The sequence below is a fragment of the Paenibacillus sp. FSL R5-0517 genome (assembly GCF_037974355.1).
Lineage (GTDB): Bacteria > Bacillota > Bacilli > Paenibacillales > Paenibacillaceae > Paenibacillus.
Genome location: NZ_CP150235.1, coordinates 2,129,684 through 2,150,888, shown reverse-complemented (window position 1 = coordinate 2,150,888; position 21,205 = coordinate 2,129,684). Strand labels below are relative to the sequence as shown.

18 protein-coding genes are annotated in these 21,205 nt (G+C 46.7%); 4 read left to right on the top strand and 14 right to left on the bottom strand.

Features of this window, described 5'->3' with window-relative positions; genetic code table 11:
- Positions 1-55: 55 nt before the first annotated feature.
- Complete coding sequence (gene pfkB / locus MKX40_RS09640; RefSeq protein ID WP_339241065.1) at positions 56-967, bottom strand: 1-phosphofructokinase; 912 nt, start codon at positions 965-967, stop codon at positions 56-58.
- A gap of 2 nt (positions 968-969) precedes the next feature.
- Positions 970-1,716 carry a DeoR/GlpR family DNA-binding transcription regulator gene (locus MKX40_RS09635; protein WP_339241062.1) on the bottom strand — a complete coding sequence of 249 codons (747 nt, stop codon included), beginning with the start codon at positions 1,714-1,716 and terminating at the stop codon, positions 970-972.
- 189 nt (positions 1,717-1,905) lie between these two features.
- Between MKX40_RS09635 and MKX40_RS09630 the strand changes: the two genes are divergently transcribed.
- On the top strand, positions 1,906-2,589 hold the full coding sequence (locus MKX40_RS09630; RefSeq protein ID WP_339241059.1) for a G1 family glutamic endopeptidase: 684 nt from the start codon (positions 1,906-1,908) through the stop codon (positions 2,587-2,589).
- Between the two features lie 119 nt (positions 2,590-2,708).
- On the opposite strand, the gene MKX40_RS09625 is transcribed toward MKX40_RS09630, so the two are convergent.
- The 9 genes from MKX40_RS09625 to MKX40_RS09585 form a co-directional block, all read right to left on the bottom strand.
- Positions 2,709-3,200, bottom strand: coding sequence for a hypothetical protein (locus tag MKX40_RS09625; protein WP_339241055.1), 492 nt, complete (start codon positions 3,198-3,200; stop codon positions 2,709-2,711).
- Positions 3,201-3,335: 135 nt separating this feature from the next.
- A complete protein-coding gene (locus MKX40_RS09620) occupies positions 3,336-4,766 on the bottom strand; it encodes an NAD(P)/FAD-dependent oxidoreductase (RefSeq protein ID WP_339241054.1) in 1,431 nt (476 codons plus the stop codon).
- 334 nt (positions 4,767-5,100) lie between these two features.
- The gene (locus MKX40_RS09615; protein ID WP_339241052.1) at positions 5,101-5,337 is read right to left on the bottom strand and encodes a DUF896 domain-containing protein; all 237 of its coding nucleotides are present in this window, start codon (positions 5,335-5,337) and stop codon (positions 5,101-5,103) included.
- Between the two features lie 111 nt (positions 5,338-5,448).
- A complete protein-coding gene (locus tag MKX40_RS09610) occupies positions 5,449-9,480 on the bottom strand; it encodes a collagen-like protein (protein WP_339242995.1) in 4,032 nt (1,343 codons plus the stop codon).
- A 738-nt stretch (positions 9,481-10,218) separates the two neighbouring features.
- Positions 10,219-11,172 (bottom strand): SDR family NAD(P)-dependent oxidoreductase, encoded by a 954-nt coding sequence (locus tag MKX40_RS09605; RefSeq protein WP_339242993.1) that lies wholly within the window; start codon positions 11,170-11,172, stop codon positions 10,219-10,221.
- Positions 11,173-11,289: 117 nt separating this feature from the next.
- Positions 11,290-11,811: a TetR/AcrR family transcriptional regulator gene (locus MKX40_RS09600; protein ID WP_339242991.1), complete on the bottom strand. Its 522-nt coding sequence runs from the start codon at positions 11,809-11,811 to the stop codon at positions 11,290-11,292.
- 336 nt (positions 11,812-12,147) lie between these two features.
- Positions 12,148-12,927 carry a hypothetical protein gene (locus MKX40_RS09595; RefSeq protein WP_339241048.1) on the bottom strand — a complete coding sequence of 260 codons (780 nt, stop codon included), beginning with the start codon at positions 12,925-12,927 and terminating at the stop codon, positions 12,148-12,150.
- 33 nt (positions 12,928-12,960) lie between these two features.
- Positions 12,961-13,941 (bottom strand): ABC transporter substrate-binding protein, encoded by a 981-nt coding sequence (locus MKX40_RS09590; RefSeq protein ID WP_339241046.1) that lies wholly within the window; start codon positions 13,939-13,941, stop codon positions 12,961-12,963.
- Between the two features lie 108 nt (positions 13,942-14,049).
- Complete coding sequence (locus MKX40_RS09585) at positions 14,050-15,624, bottom strand: AraC family transcriptional regulator (RefSeq protein WP_339242989.1); 1,575 nt, start codon at positions 15,622-15,624, stop codon at positions 14,050-14,052.
- A 576-nt stretch (positions 15,625-16,200) separates the two neighbouring features.
- Here MKX40_RS09585 and MKX40_RS09580 point away from each other — a divergent pair.
- From MKX40_RS09580 to MKX40_RS09570, 3 genes are all read left to right on the top strand, one after another.
- Complete coding sequence (locus MKX40_RS09580; protein WP_253433129.1) at positions 16,201-16,620, top strand: MarR family transcriptional regulator; 420 nt, start codon at positions 16,201-16,203, stop codon at positions 16,618-16,620.
- 26 nt (positions 16,621-16,646) lie between these two features.
- Positions 16,647-17,297: a nitroreductase family protein gene (locus MKX40_RS09575; RefSeq protein ID WP_339241043.1), complete on the top strand. Its 651-nt coding sequence runs from the start codon at positions 16,647-16,649 to the stop codon at positions 17,295-17,297.
- 95 nt (positions 17,298-17,392) lie between these two features.
- Positions 17,393-17,689, top strand: coding sequence for a putative quinol monooxygenase (locus MKX40_RS09570; RefSeq protein WP_339241040.1), 297 nt, complete (start codon positions 17,393-17,395; stop codon positions 17,687-17,689).
- A gap of 279 nt (positions 17,690-17,968) precedes the next feature.
- Here the strand turns inward: MKX40_RS09570 and MKX40_RS09565 are convergent, their stop codons facing one another.
- The 3 genes from MKX40_RS09565 to MKX40_RS09555 all read right to left on the bottom strand — a co-directional run bounded on the left by MKX40_RS09565 (position 17,969) and on the right by MKX40_RS09555 (position 20,892).
- On the bottom strand, positions 17,969-19,327 hold the full coding sequence (locus MKX40_RS09565) for an FAD-binding oxidoreductase (protein ID WP_339241039.1): 1,359 nt from the start codon (positions 19,325-19,327) through the stop codon (positions 17,969-17,971).
- Between the two features lie 180 nt (positions 19,328-19,507).
- Complete coding sequence (locus tag MKX40_RS09560) at positions 19,508-20,035, bottom strand: MarR family winged helix-turn-helix transcriptional regulator (RefSeq protein WP_339241037.1); 528 nt, start codon at positions 20,033-20,035, stop codon at positions 19,508-19,510.
- Between the two features lie 47 nt (positions 20,036-20,082).
- The gene (locus MKX40_RS09555; RefSeq protein ID WP_339242987.1) at positions 20,083-20,892 is read right to left on the bottom strand and encodes a lysophospholipase; all 810 of its coding nucleotides are present in this window, start codon (positions 20,890-20,892) and stop codon (positions 20,083-20,085) included.
- Positions 20,893-21,205 lie beyond the last annotated feature (313 nt).

Below are 21,205 nucleotides of genomic sequence, written 5' to 3'. Positions count from 1 at the left end.
GGCAGGCCTCAATACATTACAATTACAAATAAGAAACTTTTATATTTCCGTTAGACTAGATCGTCGTAATAGTTACTTGATCGCGTAATTCATCAATCAATTCACGTGTTGCTAGATCATCCGAGAAAGCAGTCGCGCTTCCAGATGCAACCCCTGTGCGGAAAGCTTCCAGCAGATCGCCGCTCTGTACATAGGTACCTACAAATCCACCAATCATGGAGTCACCAGCACCCACCGAGTTTTTCACAGTACCTTTTGGCACACTCGCATGATGGACTTCTGCTTTGGTAATGAATAGTGCACCCTCGCCTGCCATGGAGATCAATACATGTTTGGCTCCGGCTTCAAGCAACTTACGCCCGTATAAAATCAGTTCCTCGCGAGTCTCAATGGTTACACCGAACAGTTCGGCTAGTTCATGATGATTCGGCTTCACCAGCAATGGTGCATGTTCAAGAGCTTCCATTAACGCAGGGCCAGTTGTATCAATCACGAATTCCGCACCCGTTTGCTTGCAGACTTTAATGAGACGATCATAAAAATCCGTTCCAAGAGCAGGTGGTACGCTTCCGGAGAGAATGACAATATCTCCTTTTTCCAAGGAAGACAATTTTTGAAGCAGCTGCTCTGCTTCTTCTCCGCTTATTGCAGGTCCAAGACCATTAATCTCTGTCTCTTCTCCGTGCTTCAACTTGATGTTAATACGCGTATCGTCTGCAATTGTGACAAAGTCTGTCCGGATGTGATCTTCTTGCAACTTGTCATTAATGAAACGCCCTGTGAATCCACCAAGGAAACCAATGGCCGTGTTATCTGCGCCAAGTTGATTCAGTATGCGAGAGACATTAATGCCTTTGCCTCCAGGCAGCTTCAAATCGCGATTCATTCGATTCAATCCACCAAGCTTCAGCTCATCAACTTCCACGATGTAATCAATGGACGGGTTAAGTGTTATTGTATATATCATCGTTATCCCTCAATTATTTTAGTTTTCTGGGCGATTCCAGGCCGCCAGTGTTCTGGCATCTGCTCGGTAATCAAATCAGCCTCCTCCAAATCAAACAATTTGGCAAAAGTAATTTCCCCTATTTTGCTGGAATCAGCCAGCACATAAGATTTTCCCGACAATTGATGTGCACGCCTTTTAATCAAGGCTTCCTCCGGATCGGGTGTTGTATACCCCATTTCAGGGTCAACGCCGTTGCTTCCAAGAAAACATTTATCAAAACGGAAGTTATCCATGTTCTGTAATGCGATACTGCCAATGACCGCTTTCGTATGAATCTTCATCATACCTCCAAGCAAGTAACTGCGAATACGCTTGCTTACCAAAGCTTCAACATGTGAAAGTCCGTTGGTAACCACCGTTACGTCCTTCGCTTCAATGAAGGGAATCATGGCTAATGTTGTTGTTCCTGCATCCAGATATATGCATTCGCCATTTGCGATCTCCATTGCAGCCAAGCGAGCAATCGTTGTTTTTTGTTGAATGTTTTTGAACGTTTTTTCTTCCATGCCCGGTTCAAGCGTTTTTTCGTTCACCAGTGCGGCACCGCCATGGATGCGTTTGAGCATCTGACGACTCTCCAGATCAATCAAGTCACGCCTAATCGTTGATTCAGAAGCACCTAACACATCAACAAGCTCCTGCAATTTCACAATCCCCTGTGCATGTAAGCGCTCTATAATTGCAGCATATCGTTCTTCAGTCAGCATCTTCATTCCTCCAACTGCTTCTATAGTATCATAATCTCCTCAAAAAACAACCATTTTCATTCAAAATAATTTAACAACCTTCAAAAAGTTGCATCGTTCGACTCATTTTCTTGTCCAGTTGTCCATTTCCCCAATCCTCAAACACGCATCTGATAATCTAGTCCCGATTTTATAGAAGGTGGTGACCTGATGACAGATCGTCCACACAAACGGCGAAAACCCTGTTCCCTGCATCAGAAAAAGAAAGATTCCTCTTCGCGTTTTGGATGGGTCTCATCCAACTGGAGCGGTTATGCTTGTACAGGAACACCACACCAATACCGCCGCATCTCAGCAGAATGGACAGTTCCCTGTGTTCTACCTAGCAAAGGTAACTCGTATTCATCCGCATGGATTGGGATTGATGGCTTCAAAAACAGCAGTCTGATTCAGACCGGAACAGGTCATGACTGGGTTCAAGGCAAGGCTAGCTATTATGCCTGGTGGGAGATCCTGCCTAACGCAGAAACCATTATTCCACATCCCGTTTCTCCTGGTCATCACATTCGAGCAGTCATCGCCAAATTAACGCCAAAAACCTGGTGCATTACGCTCTCTAATCTAACGTTAGGCTGGACCTTCCGCACAATTCAGTGTTATTCAGGTCCGCAATCCTCTGCGGAATGGATTGTTGAAGCTCCCACTGTTGGAAGCTCTATCGCCTCCATGGCGCGGCTTACCCCTGTAACCTTCAACAAATGTCGCCTGAACGGAAAGTCTCCTGCTTTTCGTACCTGTCAAAAGGGAATTATGATTCAAGGGCGGAGGATGGTCTCCATCCCTGGCAATCCTAATCGTTGCAAAGACAGATTCACGGTACGTCGCGACACTTGAGTATCTAATTCTAATGATCGAACGATGTTTTTTCGTATCTCCATCAAAAATCCTGCAGCCTCCAGCGCTTTATGCGCGGCGTTTGCAGGATTTTGCTGTGCATGGGAATCTCATGACGTTCAAGACTCTACAAGCATGGCATCCGGTTTGGGTTTAAGCCATTTGCCATCCTCATTAATAAACGCCCCCTTGAAGCGTCCCATCTCTAATTGTTCAATCAGCTTCTCCTCGTCCATGACCAGAATCTCAGCGAGCTGTCCCGAGGTGTAATAATCAGCAGGATTGTAATCGAGCAGCACAGGAACAGACGTATCATATAGTTCTTTGATCAGATTCTCAAAGGAATGCCGACCCAAGTTCTTCATATCTCTATAGAACTGCAAATGTTGGGACACCATATTACGGAAAGATTTATTCTCCAGATGCAACCACAACGTATTGCAGGCCTGAACACTCATATGATTTTGTTCCACATCGTAAAATTGCACTTCTTCAATCTTCATGTATTTCTCTTGAAATGCAACTATTTTAATCAAAGGTACATTCCGTTTGCGCGACGCTTTTTTCAAATGGGCTCTAAACTGTTCATAGTTCATTTTTATTTCATTCATCTATTATCCCTGCCTTTAACATGTTCCAACCGACATTTTACAACAATTTAAAGGCAAGTGTAACCTTCATCATGTGAAAAACCAAAAAACGTGCAGCATCAGATGCCACACGTTCGCTATTTTATGGAGGTGCGTTTACTCAGCGAGTGCACCCGTTTTCACCCATGTAGCCGTAAATTCCTGTTCTTCATAAGCATAGAATTGTTGCAAAATAACCTCCCGATCATCGAGGAACAATTGATCCGCTATGGCAGAGACCAGTTTTGGCACGGCACTCTTGGTCCCCGATATGGCCGATGCCGACAAACCACAGCTGGCAAGTGCAGAGTAATTGAATATAAACAGTCCATGTAACTGCTTCTCACCTTGTTCACTCCTGCTAGTCATCGCAAACCCCGAACTCAAGTAAGGATGTGCATCCAGTAATTCATTGCGATGCTCTGACGGAGCCTCATAACGGTCTTTCCAGCGCGCAATGTATGGCTCTACGAGCCTCAGTTCAGGACGAAGCGCCGGATCACTTAGCAGACCTGTGCTAATAATTAGAAAATCAAACGTATATGCTCCTTGTGCCGTATGCACAACCGCCCCCTGCTCCGTCGCTTCGACATTCAGCCAAGGCGAGTTCAAATGCAGTTCGAATCCAGGCCAGGCTGCCGCGCGATTAAACGTATCGTTGGTAGGTGGTTGATTGAATTTGAAGAAATGAGAGATCACTTCATATTTATCGGCAACCGGAAGAGCGTGGTAACGCTCGATCATCCCGGATTGCTCCATCTGACGAATGGGATTAACACTAGGCAGCTGTTCCCGCCTTACAAATACATGAGCTTCCGCCACACCCGTGGCAAGAGCATAGCTCGCATTATCAAAAGCAGAAGCGCCGCCACCAAGCACAGCAACCCTTTTACCTTTTAACCGATCAAAATTAATCGCTTCAGACGTATGGGCATACAGCTCCCGAGGTAATCTATCCGCAATCATGGATGGCACATGCCACTCTCCGCCACCTTGTATCCCCGTAGCAAACACGACTTTACGAGCAAGTATGACATCCATCTGAGTTCCTGCTTTATTCACATGAAGTCGATGTATTCCGTTCTCTATCGGCTCAACAAGTGTCAATTTCACCTCATTAAGCACAGGCAGATTCAGCACTTCCCGATACCAGCGCAAATAATTCATCCATTCTCCACGCGGGATCTTGTCTACCTCTTCCCAACCTTCGCGTCCAACCTGTGCTTCCCACCATGAACGAAAGGTTAACGAGGGGATACCCAGATCGATGGAAGTCAGATGCTTGGGAGTACGCAAAGTTACCATACGCGCATAAGTCTCCCAAGGTCCTTCAAGCCCTGATGGATTCTCATCAATGATGACAATATTGGAGATCCGTTCTCGAAGAAGTCCAAATGCCGCCCCTAATCCACTCTGACCCCCGCCTACAATGACAACATCATAGACATGACCCTCTGCATGTTCTCTTGGACGCACCCAATTCGTACCGCCAAATGACAAATAATCCAGATCATTTTTCACACGCTCATTCAAAGCTTTCAGGCTCATGATTCATCAACCCTTTCGAGATACATATATGAAATAGTCTTTTTCAATCATTTTGATGTCAGTTTGTTGTTAGTTAATACACGAAAAATGATTCTTTTCCCTTGTATTCTTGAAATATATTAGCGTTATTATAGGGGTTATCGAAGATGAATTGAAGTTGACGGAAGCTTTATTGTCATCAAAACTAAAAATAACTAACATGCTTGTAAATCCGCACGAATTACCTAACAGGACGGTACCTTCCTCTTTGGTGTGCTTCCTTTAGACTCAAGGTTCGCAAAAAACAAAAAAAGACAGACCAAGATGTACCTTGGTCTGTCTTATTAAAGGAATGCTATTGGCCGGCCTGTTCACGGCGCTGCAATTTTTCATTGGTTAATTTCTCAGGGGTCACATCATGACCCAGTGGGTCCACAACGGATACTGCCAGCATGGTTGTCAGTACCTGACCTCGAATAGCCTGCAAATATTGTTTTCTAAGCTCGTGCTGCTCGCTTTGTTCTTCTTTGGTCAAACCAACGCTACGTTGTTTTCGACTTAATTCGTTAATTCGTCCCAGAATAGGAATCATGAAATCCACCTCACTTCTTAGTCCACTTTCCAAAAGATATTTCGAATATCTTCAAACTAACTTATTACAAGTTTACGAATTTGTCCATAGGCACAATCCGTTGGAAAGTTATTAGGTGATCTCATGTACAGACCAAAAAATACCATTTGTTGCGCCGCTACCCAGGTTCAACGTAATCGTTAGCCCGTTAGCGGCATAGAACAATCCAATTACATCTCCAGCATTCAATGCCACTTCTACCGCCAAAGTAACAGAACTGCTCCCCAAGACTGCCCGTAGAGTAAGCAATGTAACGGCTACGTTTAAGATGGGCAACAAACCACTAACAAGCGTAGTTACCGTAGGTGATGTTCTCTGGACAAGAAAGGCTGGGTTAACCCCAGCGCCCAGTGATAAGGCGATCGCTGCGGTCGTTGCATAATTGATCGTGGCCACAATGGAATATCTGCCTGTCACTGGTACCGTATAATTTCCTGTCGTTGCGTTGAAGTTGGCGTTACCATAATAAGGACTTGTTGTCGTCCAGTTGGTTAATTGTGTGCTCGTTGCTGTAGAAAGTGTAGCCAAGAAGGCTGAAAACCCTTCTGTAGCAAAGTTAGGCCCGGTTGGCCCAGTGGCTCCTGTAGCCCCTGTGATTCCTGTTGCTCCTGTAGTGCCAGTTATTCCCGTAGCTCCGGTCGCACCTGTTGCACTCGTCACGCCAGTTGCCCCCGTAATTCCGTTAGCCCCAGTTGGTCCTGTCGGGCCGGTTGGACCTGTAATTCCTGCTGTTCCCGTGGTGCCTGTTGTTCCTGTTGCTCCTGTAGTGCCAGTTATTCCCGTAGCTCCGGTCGCACCTGTTGCACCCGTAACACCAGTTAATCCAGTCGTGCCGGTTATGCCAGTTGCTCCAGTAGATCCGGTGGGTCCGGTAGATCCTGTGGTACCTGTAACTCCCGTAACCCCCGTCTCTCCAGTAATACCAGTTACCCCAGTCTCACCTGTGATACCCATGGCACCAGTTATGCCTGTTGTGCCAGTGGCACCTGTTGCTCCAGTCAATCCCGTCGCACCCGTGATGCCGGTAGATCCGGTTGACCCAGTCGATCCCGTTTCTCCAGTAGATCCAGTGGGTCCTGTAACACCAATTGGACCTGTGACCCCAGTTATGCCTGTAGTTCCTGTTTCGCCGGTAACTCCCGTGGTACCTGTGATACCTGTGACACCTGTAAATCCTGTTTCGCCAGTTGCACCTGTTGGCCCCGTCACACCCGTCGTGCCTGTGACCCCAGTTATCCCTGTCTCTCCTGTAATACCTGTGGCACCAGTTGACCCGGTCACACCTGTCGCACCCGTGATGCCGGTAGATCCGGTAACTCCTGTGATTCCAGTTACGCCAGTGACACCCGTAAATCCAGTAATTCCTGTTTCGCCGGTCGCACCTGTTGGCCCCGTCACACCCGTCGTGCCTGTGACACCGGTTATCCCTGTCTCTCCTGTAATACCTGTGGCACCAGTTGACCCGGTCACACCTGTCGCACCCGTGATGCCGGTAGATCCGGTAACTCCTGTGATTCCTGTTACGCCAGTGACACCCGTAAATCCAGTAATTCCTGTTTCGCCGGTCGCACCTGTCGGCCCCGTCACACCCGTCGTACCTGTGACACCGGTTATCCCTGTCTCTCCTGTAATACCCGTGGCACCAGTTATGCCTGTCGTGCCCTGTTCGCCTGTCGTGCCAGTGGCACCTGTTGCTCCCGTAAATCCCGTCTCTCCAGTGATACCAGTTACCCCAGTCACACCCGTCGCACCCGTGATGCCGGTGACGCCCGTGCTACCTGTTGCTCCCGTAAATCCAGTTTCTCCAGTAGTTCCTGTCTCGCCAGTAACTCCCGTGCCACCTGTTGCTCCCGTTGCTCCTGTGATTCCCGTTAAGCCTGTGACACCCGTAAATCCAGTAATTCCTGTTTCGCCAGTTGCACCTGTTGGCCCCGTCACACCCGTTGTACCTGTGACCCCGATTATCCCTGTCTCTCCTGTAATACCCGTGGCACCGGTTATGCCGGTCGTGCCCTGTTCGCCAGTCGTGCCAGTGGCACCTGTTGCTCCCGTGATACCAGTCGTGCCGGTAGATCCCGTTTCTCCAGTAGATCCAGTGGGTCCGGTCACACCAGTTGGACCTGTGACTCCGGTTATCCCTGTCTCTCCTGTAATACCCGCTGCACCGGTTATGCCGGTCGTGCCCTGTTCGCCAGTCGTGCCAGTGGCACCTGTTGCTCCCGTGATACCAGTCGTGCCGGTAGATCCCGTTTCTCCAGTAGATCCATTGGGTCCGGTCACACCAGTTACCCCTGTGACTCCCGTAAATCCCGTCTCTCCAGTGGTACCAGTTACCCCAGTCGAACCTGTGATACCCGTGGCGCCTGTTGCACCGGTTGACCCAATCCCACCCGTCGTACCCGTGATGCCGGTGCTACCTGTTGCTCCAGTAATTCCTGTTTCCCCAGTTGCACCTGTTGGCCCCGTCACACCCGTCGTACCTGTGACTCCAGTTATCCCTGTCTCACCTGAAATACCCGTGACACCTGTTGCACCTGTAAATCCAGTATTTCCAGTTACCCCTGTTACTCCCGTTATGCCGGTCGTGCCGGTAGATCCGGTAGATCCGGTAGCCCCAGTAAATCCCGTTTCTCCAGTGGGTCCGGTAACACCAGTTGAACCTGTGACTCCCGTAAGCCCTGTCTCTCCTGTAATACCAGTTCCTCCAGTTGCACCTGTGATACCTGTATTCCCTGTTACACCCGTAGCTCCTGTGATTCCCGTTGCGCCAGTTGCACCTATTGGCCCCGTCACACCGGTGGTACCTGTGACACCGGTTATCCCTATCTGTCCTGTAATACCCGTTGCACCTGTTGCACCTGTAACACCTATCGCACCCGTGATGCCAGTGCTACCTGTTTCTCCAGTAATTCCAGTTTCTCCAGTGGTTCCTGTCGCACCTGTAGTTCCCGTAACGCCAGTTATGCCTGTAGTTCCTGTCTCGCCAGTAACTCCCATGCTACCCGTTGCTCCTGTGATTCCTGTGACACCTGTTAATCCCGAAATTCCTGTTTCGCCAGTTGCCCCTGTTGGCCCTGTCACACCCGTCGTGCCTGTTTCGCCGGTTATACCCGTAGTCCCGGTGAATCCTGTCGTACCAGTTATGCCAGTACTTCCAGTTAATCCGGTTACCCCAGTCGGACCTGTAACACCTGTTACACCCGTCTCCCCTGTGATGCCCGTGGTTCCTGTTTCTCCAGTTAATCCGGTTGCACCGGTCACACCAGTTATACCCGTAACGCCAGTTAAGCCAGTCGCACCGGTGACTCCCGTTAGACCGGTCATACCTGTTATGCCCGTAACTCCGGTAATCCCCGTGATACCAGTAAGTCCAGTTGCACCTGTCATTCCTATGGTTCCTGTATCTCCCGTAGATCCAGTTACTCCAGTAGCACCAGTGGGACCCGTGACACCAGTTGAACCTATGTCCCCTGTTATGCCCGTTTCTCCAGTGGCACCAGTAATTCCAGTAATACCTGTCGTGCCGGTTGAACCTGTCATTCCATTTATCCCAGCAGGTCCCGTTTCCCCAGTCGCTCCAATGGCTCCGGTCACACCCGTGAGACCGGTTAGACCTGTCGCTCCAGTCGTCCCTGTTACGCCAGTAACTCCTATTACTCCTGTTGGACCCGTCGTTCCTGTATCTCCTGTTGAGCCGGTAGGACCAGTAATCCCAGTAACTCCTATGAGTCCCGTCACACCAGTCGTTCCGGTGGCCCCAGTTAACCCCGTTTCTCCAGTAACACCTGTTGTTCCTGTTGTCCCTGTTTCACCGGTTACTCCAGTTGTCCCCATAAATCCAGTCATTCCGGTTATCCCAGTAGCCCCCGTGGGTCCCGTGGCACCATCCGTACCTGCAACCCCGGTCACCCCCGTCTCTCCAGTAGCTCCGGTCACACCTACGCTACCTGTCGTTCCGGCTGCGCCAGTTACTCCTGTGTTACCCGTGACTCCTGTTATCCCAGTTAGACCCGTTTCTCCGGTAACGCCAGTAATTCCAGTTGCACCAGTCGGACCCGTGACTCCTGTTTCACCGGTTGAGCCCGTAAAACCAGTTAGTCCCATCACACCAATTCCAGTTGGACCAGTTGCTCCTGTAAATCCGGTGCTGCCCGTAAAGCCAGTTATACCAGTATTTCCTGTAGCACCAGTCACGCCTGTATTACCAAATCCGGTTATTCCAGTTGCGCCGGTTGTTCCTGAGACTCCAGTCGATCCGATGCCAGTTGCTCCCGCCTCACCCGTTGGTCCGGTCGTACCTTTAAATCCTGTAGCTCCAGTCACACCTGTGGTCCCCATTAGTCCAGTAGCTCCTGTGGCTCCAGTTACTCCGGTACTTCCCGTAATTCCAGTTACTCCAGTTCGTCCTGTTAGACCGATTGCTCCCCTTTTGCCAGGAGATCCAGGGTCTCCGATTAACCCTGTAACTCCAGTTGCTCCAGTGTATCCTCTCATCCCCCGATAACCCCGTGGGCCTCGAAGGAAAGGGCTTCTGTGGCTTTTCTTTTTTTTGCATTTACGTCTGCCTTTTTTACAAGACTTGCTCTTCCTAAGGCTAGCGTGCTTTTTTTGTTTTTTTACTTTCCGTTTAACTTTACTAATTGAGGAAATCTTGCGTTTCTTTTTGGACATAACGCTCACTAGAAAATCCCCCCCTCCTTGTACACCCACGTCAAATCTCCGCTTTTTACAATAGTACACTCTATGCCCAGGACTAGCTTTGTGCGCCCCCATTCAGGATACCTCTGAAACTCCCATAGTTAGTGATCAATCAATTACTTGTCCCGAAAGATATATTCCCTTCTACTCCCCCTGCAACTCCTTAATCGTTAACGCAATTCCTTCTTCAAAAGATGTTGCCACAACCGGGCCAATCCGTTCCTCATACTTTTGTCTACTCAAGATCAACGGGTCCACCGTCAGATATAACATCTCTACAATTTCTTTCATAACGGGTACACCCAGTCCAATCAATGACAGTCCCACTTTTCCTAACGCGATCACAGGTTTTCTTCTCCCCGCAGCCTTCTGTGCCATATGCACAATCTCATGACCCGAGATGATCCCCGATCCAGGAATGTTCCAGTTCTGCCCATATGTCGTCTCCCTGCTTGCCAATTCCACCACCATGACCGCAGCATCCGGCAAATAGATATACTCTCTGGCTACCTTCATATTCCCGATAAAAAAAGCCATCTTGCCTTTCGCTATCGCTTCAAGCGTGGAACCCAGATAGGAAGCCTGATTGGCCGTTGGGCCATAATAGTCTGGCAAGCGAACAATCATCACCTGAGCTCTGCTCCATCTTCTGCTGAATAACATTTGTTCATAGGCAAGTCGTGTCTTGCCTTTGCGGGTATGTGGCTGCTTCGGATGTTCTTCCGTTACCTCTTTCATTTGTCTTTTGCCATAAGGGTAGATTCCGTCTATTACAACCACGTTCAGCCCCAAGTGATCTGCCGCCGTCATAACGGATTCACCCAGCGGAATCAGTCTGCTCTCCATTTCGTTATACGGAACGTTCGCACAATGGAACATGATATCAATTTCCTGGGAAGCAGCAATAATATCATCCGACTGAAATGCATCTCCCACTGCGATTTGTAGGTGACTCGGAGATCCCAGCTTTACCGCAAGTTGCTCCAGTTTTTGACGAGAGCGCCCAAATGCAATCGTAGAAATTCCCCGTCTAATCAATTCCTCCGTAATCGCTGCACCTGTTCCACCAGTAGCTCCAATAACAATAGCTTTTTTCATCATATACCGACCTCTTTCATTAATTTAGTGATTGATCAATTACTTCATGAGAACAATATAAACTATATTTAGTGATTGATCAATAACTAAATTTAAAAAAGGGACTTTACTCCCTCTCTATCGATCCTTCAGCTCCGGCATATCCAATGCTGTAGATACATTACACAACATCCCAATCGCCAGGAAAATCATGGTTCTTTTGAGTGGTTCCGCAATTCCTGCAACTGTGAAAGCTTCCAGTACCATGCTTCGTACATCACCAATGCCTTTTTGCATGGCCTGACGAATGACTTCTTCCCGGATGGTTTGCGCCTGCATTTGAAGCAAGATCTCGCTCTTGTGAGATTCCAGAATCTTATCGTAGGCTTGAATTAAGTCATTTTCCAACTGATCTGGCGTCGCCGTCTCCACAACGATTCGGAACGCTTCAATCACTCGTGTCCATGAGACTTCAATTGCAGTTAATAATAAAGCTTCTTTTGTTTTAAAAAAACGAAAGATATACGGCTGTGAAATCTCTGCCCGTTCAGCCACTTGAGCTGTAGTCGCACGGTAATAACCAATTTCCGCGAAGACGTCAATCGCTGCAGAGATAATATCATTTCGCCGATTAACCGATGCTGCTGTATCTTTAGCCATCATTTTTCCCCTTCCAACGCACAGTTATGAATTGATCAATAACTTGAAGTATATCCGATCCAGGTAATCAACGCAAAATCCAAAAACGTGAAAAATCATTCATTTTTGAGCTTACTCGGATTTTATCCCTACGTTTGCCTGAACTTTCTCGTCCAAAACCAACAAACCCGCAGACGCTGGCTTAAGCGGCTGCAGGTTATGGAACATGTCGATGTCCAGACCGATTCTTTATAAAGAGGATTTGGGGACATGGTCTCGCCCAAGCCTCTGGCGTCAGTTTCGAAGAGAACCAGGATCGTCGAAGCAGATACGACGATGCGGTACGAAAATGTCAGTTCACTCCTGTAGAAGATTATGCAATCGGGATTCCGAATCCAGCTTCGGACAACTGTTGCAATAACCATGTGTATGACTGCCGTCTCCAACTTGATAAGCCAAACAACAATATCGACGTATCAAGAACGGCGCTCCTTGCCACTCTGGGTGATCAAAGTGATTCAGCTCCATGGCAAATGTAAATGCATTTTCATTTTGTTCGTCAAGCCATATGCTCTGATCTTCCTTGATCTGTGCAAGCCGTTGATCCGTCTTCCATATTCTTTGATCATTAATCATGCGTTCATATAATTGTTGCACATTATGCGCAACCAGAGACCACATGACCTTATCACTTGCCCCTGTACTAATGGCTACCGCTCGCAGAACAGGTATCATATGTAACAGCATTCTCTTCTTGAGCAAGGTACTCTCTGACCTGCGCTGGACAGGATCGGGACCTGCCAGAAAGGTTTTCTCTAGCAGAGTCTCATATCGCATGCCGCCTGATCCATTCAATGCGAACCGTATATCATCATCGGCCATACTAAGTGTAGTGTCGTATAGACTGAATGCAGAGATTACGGCCATTACCAACACCGAATAACGCTTGGCAAAAAGTGTACCGACAGCTACACTCCCTTTTCCATCCAATTGAAGCCCTTGTTGCATAGCCTGCTCACGCAATATTAAGTCTCGTTTCTCTTCATCCAGCAAATCCTTCACTCGGAAAGGATACTTGGAATCATTGCAGTCTGCTCGGATCGTCGTCACAAAAAATTGCTGTAATACTTCCGACATCTCTGAATGGTTATGTCCTGGATAACGTCCCATCTATTGAATCATATCTTCAACTTCGTTAATAATCTCGCTGCGACCGATTGCTCCCCAGCCCTTAAATAACCAGAACGAGTCTGTCGTAAAGACCTGATCTTCACCAACAGCCGGAACTTTCTTCCAGAGTGAGCTTGCATGGATGTTGTTTAGATAGTCCTCGGCATTCGGATCAACCTCAAGAACGACGAAATTGGCATCGATATCCGCAATTTTCTCTATGGAAAGGTCCTCACGCTGTTCGCCAGGCGTCACAGCAGTGGGCACAAATCCAAGATCATGATACAACAGTGTGTTGGTTGGATGCCCTTTTTCCGCATAAATTTGCAAAGTCTTCTCTCTGACACGCAAGTAAGCCAGCTTTTTCTGATCCAATTGTTCGATCTTAGCTTTTAGTTGTTCCGCCTGTTGCTCCACCTCTGCGATTTTCTCCTTGGCCAGATCGACCTTGTTGAACAACCCGGCTATGGACAACAGATCCTGTGTCCAATACGTTGTGTCATCTTCATAATCCAGCCATTCGTTACCCAGTACAATCGTCGGAGCAATTTTCTCCAACTGCTCATATGTACTCTCAGCAGTTCGACTCTCAACAACGATGACATCCGGATTGATCTGAAGAATAGCCTCCAGATTAGGACTATCTGCCGACCCTACTGTTGGCACATCAGCAAGCTGATCTGCAAGATAAGGCAGATAATCTCCGCCATAACGAACTTCTACATTAACGCCTGCTGGTTTCTCACCAATCGTTAACATGTGATCGATGTAAGCGGCAGACAACACAACCATACGCTCTATTTTTTGCGGTACAACCGCTGTTCCTTTAAGATGCTCGATCGTTTGTGTACCACTCTCTTCCAAAGGTGTATCCTGTTGCTCAGGCATTGCTTCATTTACTTCCGATGTCTTGCCACATGCGGCCAGTACGAATATAAGCAAGGCCAATAGTACCATCGTTGCTACTCTCTGTCTTACCATTTGTAGTGAATCTCCTCTACTATTTAATAATAATAATCATTATCATTATAGTAGGGAAAAGCAAACAAGCTTGCCATGGATTATTCCACGCTCTTCACTTGCACAATATCACCGTACAGTAATACCAAGCTGCTCTGCTACATATCGCATAGCCCACGTCCGTCCGGTTGGCCCCAGCGTCTTGAAGAAAATATCTCCTGCATTATAGACATGGCCTTCTTGAACAGCCTTTAATGCCAACCATTCACTAGATTGCTGCAATTGCCGTAGTTGAGCGTGCGCCTCTTCCGTGGGATCGACCATTACAAACACATGATCCGCGTCATATAACTGCAAATCGCTAACTTGCGTCTCCACAGCCCACTGATTTTCCGGGAAATGGCTAGGCAAATGGAATCTTAAATCATCATACAATAGGGCTCCTGTCTGGTTATTTAATCCATACATTCGGTAGAAATGAGAAGTCACCCGGATGAACATGGCACTCTGTTTCCCCCATCTCGATTGAATTCGTCTTCGAAGCACCTGACTCAGGTTCGCATGTTGTTCAATCCACTGCACAGCCTGTTCGGTACGTCCCATAATGTCCGCTATATACAGTAGTCTTTCACCACAATGGTTGGTATGTTCCAGCATAGTGGTGGGGGCGATATGATGCAGGGATGCATTCGGCTCTAAACGATTACTTGTAATGATCAGATCCGGTTGGACTCGCCTCAACCCGTCATAGTTCTGATTGAAGCTGTCCAGGATAAGTCCCTGATGACTGTGTACTTGAAGCTCAGGAACAGCAACATGGCGAGCCACTCTCTGACCATAAGATAGTGCGGACACTGGCGTCATACCAAGCGTTATTACGTAGTCATCCAACCCGTAATACAATGTGGCAATGCGACTCACTTTATTTTTCATATACAATGTCGGGGCGACACCTTCGTTTTTCTTGAAGACTCTGCTGAAATAGTGCTCATCCCTATAGCCTACCTGCTCCGCAATTTCCTTGATTTTATCTGAAGAAAACAATAGCTGCTTGGCTTTCGCCATACGTTGTTTCAGGATGTATTCGATCGGAGTCATATTTAATTGCCGTTTGAACGTTCTTATAAAATGATTCACACTAAGCCCTGCCATGCCGGCCATCTGATCGACTCGAATGTCCTTCATATACTGATGCGTCATGTATTCAAGTGCCCGATCCATCCCCGCTAAAGGGGGAGCTGCTTCATTCACGTGTATCATTAGCTGAATCAATAACTGATGCAAAAGATGTTTCCTGCGCGTCTTTTCCAGACTCGTGAAAGAGTCTTTTCCATGTACCAGGGTATCCATGCTCTCCCGAATATCAGACGCGTTGGAAGAAATGTTAAGCTTGCCTGTAACAGGAAAATCAACTGTATCGCTATGCCAAGCATTTCGACTCCGGGTAAGTGTCACACAGGAAAATAAAATGATCTGATATCGGACCAGGGCTTCCATATCTGTCTGAAATTCCACATGCATTCCTGGCTTCAACAAAAACCAATCGTCTTGGGACACCGTATGTATAACGTTATTCATAGTCAAAGATCCCTTGCCAGCAATAATCCTGCAAATGGCGTACCTCTTCCAGACCCTGCGGCTGAGAGTCCCCGGATTGCTAGAGTACTGGCAGACGTGGACAGCAGAGAAATGTAGTTGCTCCATTTGTTTGATCCAATCATTTTCGTTCATGCTGACGTCCCTTCCCTTGTCGGATCGAAGCCTATACTCGCCTGACTAAGCTCTATTATTTTGCTTTCCGTAATATGTTTGTGATCGTATCCAGCGATTCCACAGCTTGATGTGATCATTCAAATTCATATCTTCTGTACTTACCCTCCGATCCATATCCACCTTCATGCCTGCTCAGCTGTTGTATGAACTGCTGCCTGTTGCGTTCGCTCGATATGCCATGTCTTCTTATTATAGATCAATTGATAATAATTCTCAATAACATGGCCCATAGATATAAACTCATGCAGATGGACATCCTATACAGAAGACATGCTTCTGGACCGGGATAATCCAGGTATAATCATCTTTTCTTCATAACCTGTTGCAAAATCATAAAAGGCATGATATATTAATTGAGCCATCAATGATTGAGGCATCAACTATTGATACATCAATGATCGAGAGCATACAAATAATCATTAGGCAATGGCATTGTATACTGTAACATCATTTATTGGTTAACATACGCCGTTGTTCATGATTCAGATTCACCCGGGAGGTCTAGTCATGACACGTATTGTTTCCAAAGAAGAACAGATCATCAACCTGCTGAACGTGTTGGGCAACAAAATCAGTCCCAAGTTCGAACGTTGCACAGGTATCAGTTCCTCACGCTTTGAGATTCTCCATGAACTGGATCAGGTCGATGAGATCAACCAGTCCATGCTGCAGAAAATCATTAACATTGATAGTGCTGCGATTACACGCCACTTGAAGCAGCTTGAGGCAGACCTGATGGTCACAAGACGTAAAAACCCTGAAGATAATCGGGTAACTTTTGTTCGTCTCACGGACCACGGTCGAAAGCAGATTGAAGGTTATAAAGCCGAGAAGACGAATTTCATCAATCAGATTTTGCAGGATTTCAGTGAAGACGAGGTTCAAGCGCTCGCTGATTTCCTCGAACGTATGCAGAACAATTTTTAACCCATATATAGAGGAGAGATCCATTCATGAGTACGATTCAAAGCAAATTCCAAAAAACAAATGATTTTAACGAGATTACCTACGGTCGTCGTTCTGTTAAACTGTATGATCCTGAAGTGAAAATCAGCCGTGAAGAAATGACAGAAATTCTGTCAGAAGCTTCCCGTGCACCATCTTCGATCAATTTGCAACCTTGGCGTTTTCTGGTTGTAGATACAGCTGAAGGCAAAGAAAAGCTTGCTCCTCTTGCAAGATTCAATCAAAATCAGGTTTTGACTTCTGCCGCTGTTATTGGCGTATTCATTGACATGAACAACGTTGAATATATGGATGAGATTTTTGGTAAAGCTGTAGAACTTGGTTACATGCCACAAGACATTAAGGATATGCAGCTCAAAACTGTAATGCCTTATTACGAAAAGATGGCTGCTTCCGATCTTCGTGACGTTAACCTAATCGATGCTGGCCTTGCTTCCATGCAATTGATGCTTGCAGCACGTGCTCATGGTTATGACACCAACCCAATTGGTGGTTATGAGAAAGATCAAATTGCAGAAGTATTCGGTATGGACAAAGAGCGTTATCAACCCGTTATGTTGATCTCTATTGGTAAATCAGCGAAAGAAGGTCATCCTTCCTATCGTCTGCCAGTAGAAACCATCACAACTTGGGCATAATATCAGGGGCTGTTTCCCTGTAAGTCATGATTATTTGCTTTTAATAGGTTTATATCACTAACAAATCTCAAACACACTCTGGAGGGTTAACTATTATGATTATCATTCACGCACATCTGCAAATTCAAGCGGCTCAAGAACAAGCATTTCTGGCTGCAGCTAAAGAACTGATCACGGCTACACGTCAAGAAGAAGGTAACATCAGCTACGATCTGACAAAAAGCACAGAACACGAACAACAATACACGATGATTGAACTGTGGAAAGATGAAGCTGCTACAGCTTCCCACAACACAAGCTCACATTTCCAGGCTTTTGTTCAACAAGCAGCAGCTTTTATGGCCGCACCAATGAACGTGGAAGTATTTGCTGGAGAAAAAGTTAACGTTTAATTGCTCCAACAACTGACATGCCTAGTTGGCATGTGAAGAAACTGCTCTTGGTCATATGACCGAGGGCGGTTTTTTCGTTGTTCGGTGAAAAAAGTATTCACGGTCGTGATATCCTGAGTGTGCGTCGTATATCTTTCCACTGTCGTTCACGCTTGTTCATGCTTGTTCACAGGTTAATTTCATTCCTTGTTCTGGCATTTATATTTTACATACCAAAAACACGCCCAATAAGGCGTGTTTCTTCACTCATTAATTAGACAGTGAACAAGTGAATATGGATTACACTCTCCGAGCAGGCGTGATGCTTTGCGGATTGTTAAACACATTTTTCGGATCATACTTGGCTTTGACTCTCCGCAGTCGGGCATAGTTGGCTCCATAGTACACTGGACCGGAATTTTTGATTCCTTGGTCTGGAACGTTGATATAGGAACCGACAATGTATGGTTGCAATTTCTTGCGAGTATTACGAGCGAGTGCAATATTTTTAGCGGCATGGGAAGGTTTGATCCACGTACTGGTCCATTCCACATAGAACTTCTCTTTCCGCCAGAAAAATGCGGTTGATCGAGGTGATTTGCGACTTACCGCTCCACCCCAGTTCAGGAAATAGAACCCGCCTGGCCCCTCTTCTATATTCTCCAAAAATGCCCGCATCGTTTTGATGGCCTTATCAGGAAATGGTTTTCTTCCGAAACCGGAGGAGAACTGGTTACTGAACCTTTGCGTTTGAATCGGGTCAGGCTGCAATAAGAACTTCACAACTTCCGGGTAAGGCAACAAACGAACCGTGGAGCTCGTCGGTGTGCCGACACTAGTCATTGGCTGCAATAATCGGAGGGCCTCTGTTTTAGAGCCTAAGAACAGTCCCTCCATCATAACGTTACCACCTTTTTTCGGTCCGATGGACAACTCGCTGCCCAATCTCGTATCAACAGAGGGAGCCCACCGCTGCCATACTTTGAGCACCTTTTCGAATTGAGCCCATGGCCAGGTGATTTTAAATACTGTCGCTTTCGCTGGAGCCCGGCGCACTTTGAACTTGTAGCGGGTGTACACTCCGAAGTTACCACCACCCCCACCACGTGAGGCCCAAAAGAGATCTGCATTAAGCTTTTTATTCGCCCGAATGACTTTTCCGTTGGCATCCACCATCTCCACTTCAAGCAGGTTATCACTGATGAGACCTATGGTACGTTGGAGAGGCCCAATTCCCCCGCCTAACGTAATCCCACCGATTCCAACGGTAGGGCTGTCACCAAACGGAGCGATGAATCCTTGCTTGGCGAGGGTATTCGCAATTCTTCCTACCCGGTTGCCTGTTCCTACAACGACGGTTCCATTTTTTTTATCAAGCTTGATCGAATTCAGATCACTCACGTCAATCACGATACCGCCATTCACCTGTGAAAGGTTCACTTCAAGCGCGTGTCTGCCACTTCGCGGCCGGATCGGCACATCATTCTCACGAGCCCATCGGATGGCATTGGAGACATCTTTTGTTTTCTGAGCAAAAACAAATACTTTAGGAAATCTGTCCGTATGCGGGTCCCAGTTTTTTCGCGCGGCCTCATATCCTGGATCACCTCTGAAGATCACTCGTCCGGTCAGTTTCGTTTTTGATTTCAATCTATCCATCTCCCTATTCAACATTTGTCATACAGCAGTTCACGAGAGCACCTTATACTGTATGACGGACATTCGCGGAGGGAATGGGCTAGTGCCTTAATTTCAAGATTCGTGTTTCAGAGCAAGCAAAAAGGAATTTTCCTTTCCGGCCACAAAACAGCCTTGAGGAAAATCCCTTTTATCTCGAAACTAGTCGCTGCCCGAATCGGAATCAATTCTGATTAATTTACGCGCTTCCTGTTCCTTTTCACCATACCAGACGAGTACATCGGCGAACATATCCATAATGCGAATAAAGTTTTGTTTGTCGGCATCTGAAATCTGATCGGCATACTTGAAAATCTCATCAAAGCAAAGCTCTCGCACAAATTCGGTATACTTGCCGTATACCTCGCGCCCTTTTGCCGAAGGTTTGACGTAAATATCTTTGCGGTTACCGCTTAGATGGAATTTCTCGAGCAGTCCTTTTTCGGTCAGATTCTTCACATTCTTGGAAAATGTACTGCGGCTTACGCCCAGGCGCGCAGCCATTTCCGTCATCTTCTCTTCCTTATCCTCGGCTTCCAGAATGTATTCCAGCGTCTGAATCTGTGAAGCCGAGAACATCATATCCGTACCATAACTTCGCTGCAACTTATAGGTGTTCGAGTACGCATTGCCGTACTTGATAATTTTTTCAATCAGTTCCCGATGGTCGCCCATCCAATCTAATTTCATGGATAATCCCTTTCATCATTCAGATTCTCTCTCTTACTCTACTGAAATCAGATCCGTTTTTCAATCCATGTGATTGCTTCTTCAATAACGTCATCACGGGTTGGTTCATTAAATATCTCATGCATCAGATGAGCATAAATTTTGAGTGTTTTATCGGTTGAAGCGATATCTCCGTAAAAATCACGAGAATCCTTTTCGCTGACCAGCCCGTCATTCGCCCCATGCAGAACAAGTACGGGATCTATAAACTGCTCAGCGTTCTCCTTCAGCCATGTTATGCCATTTCCCAGACTGTTAAACAAATCTACAGAGATTTGCTTTTCAACTAGTGGATCATTCGCGTAAGCGGATACAACTGCGGGATCACTACATACGCCGCTGCCCAGCTCATTCGGGAAATACGTGCCTGTAGGCAGATCCATCGGCAGTTCTCCGGCAACTTTTGTATTGTAACGAGTGAGCGCTCCGGATAACACGATACCTTTAACCTTGCTTGGATATTTCGTTCCAAAAGACGATGTTGCGAAGCCGCCCATACTATGTCCGATAACAAACAGCGGAAGATTTCCGCTTTCTTGCAAAGCAGTCTCCACCACAACGTTGACATCCTCTATGATCTGGTGGAAATCACTGTAGAACGTACGTGGTCCTTCGGATCTGGCATGACCGCGATGATCGAATCGATATACGTTAAACCCGCGCTGACTCAGCTTCTCTGTCACATAATCATAGCGACCGGTATGTTCCGCTAATCCGTGCACAATAACGACAGCGGCTTTGGCATTTTCCACTGTATCCTTGCTGAAATAAAGCTGTGTACCGTCAAAGGATTGAACTGTTGTCTCGATTTTAGTCATCATATCCCCGTCCTTTTTGTAGTGTCCAAGCTTAAGCTCCGAGAGATCATTTCTTCCGCCCTTAACAAGGACACGTATAATATAGTTCTCAACAAAAATAATATTGTTTCTTACAGAAACAATATATCATCTGGTATGTTCTCTTGTCTACATTAATTTAAAAGCGCTTTCAAAAAGGATAAGTATCACTGCTATGAATCATAAAAAAACCACTTACACTCAAGAGTCCTTGTGTTAGTAGCCAAGTTTTAGGTATTGAACATGAGGGAATCGAAATGGTACGCCAAAAACGCTACCACAAGAAGTGGTAACG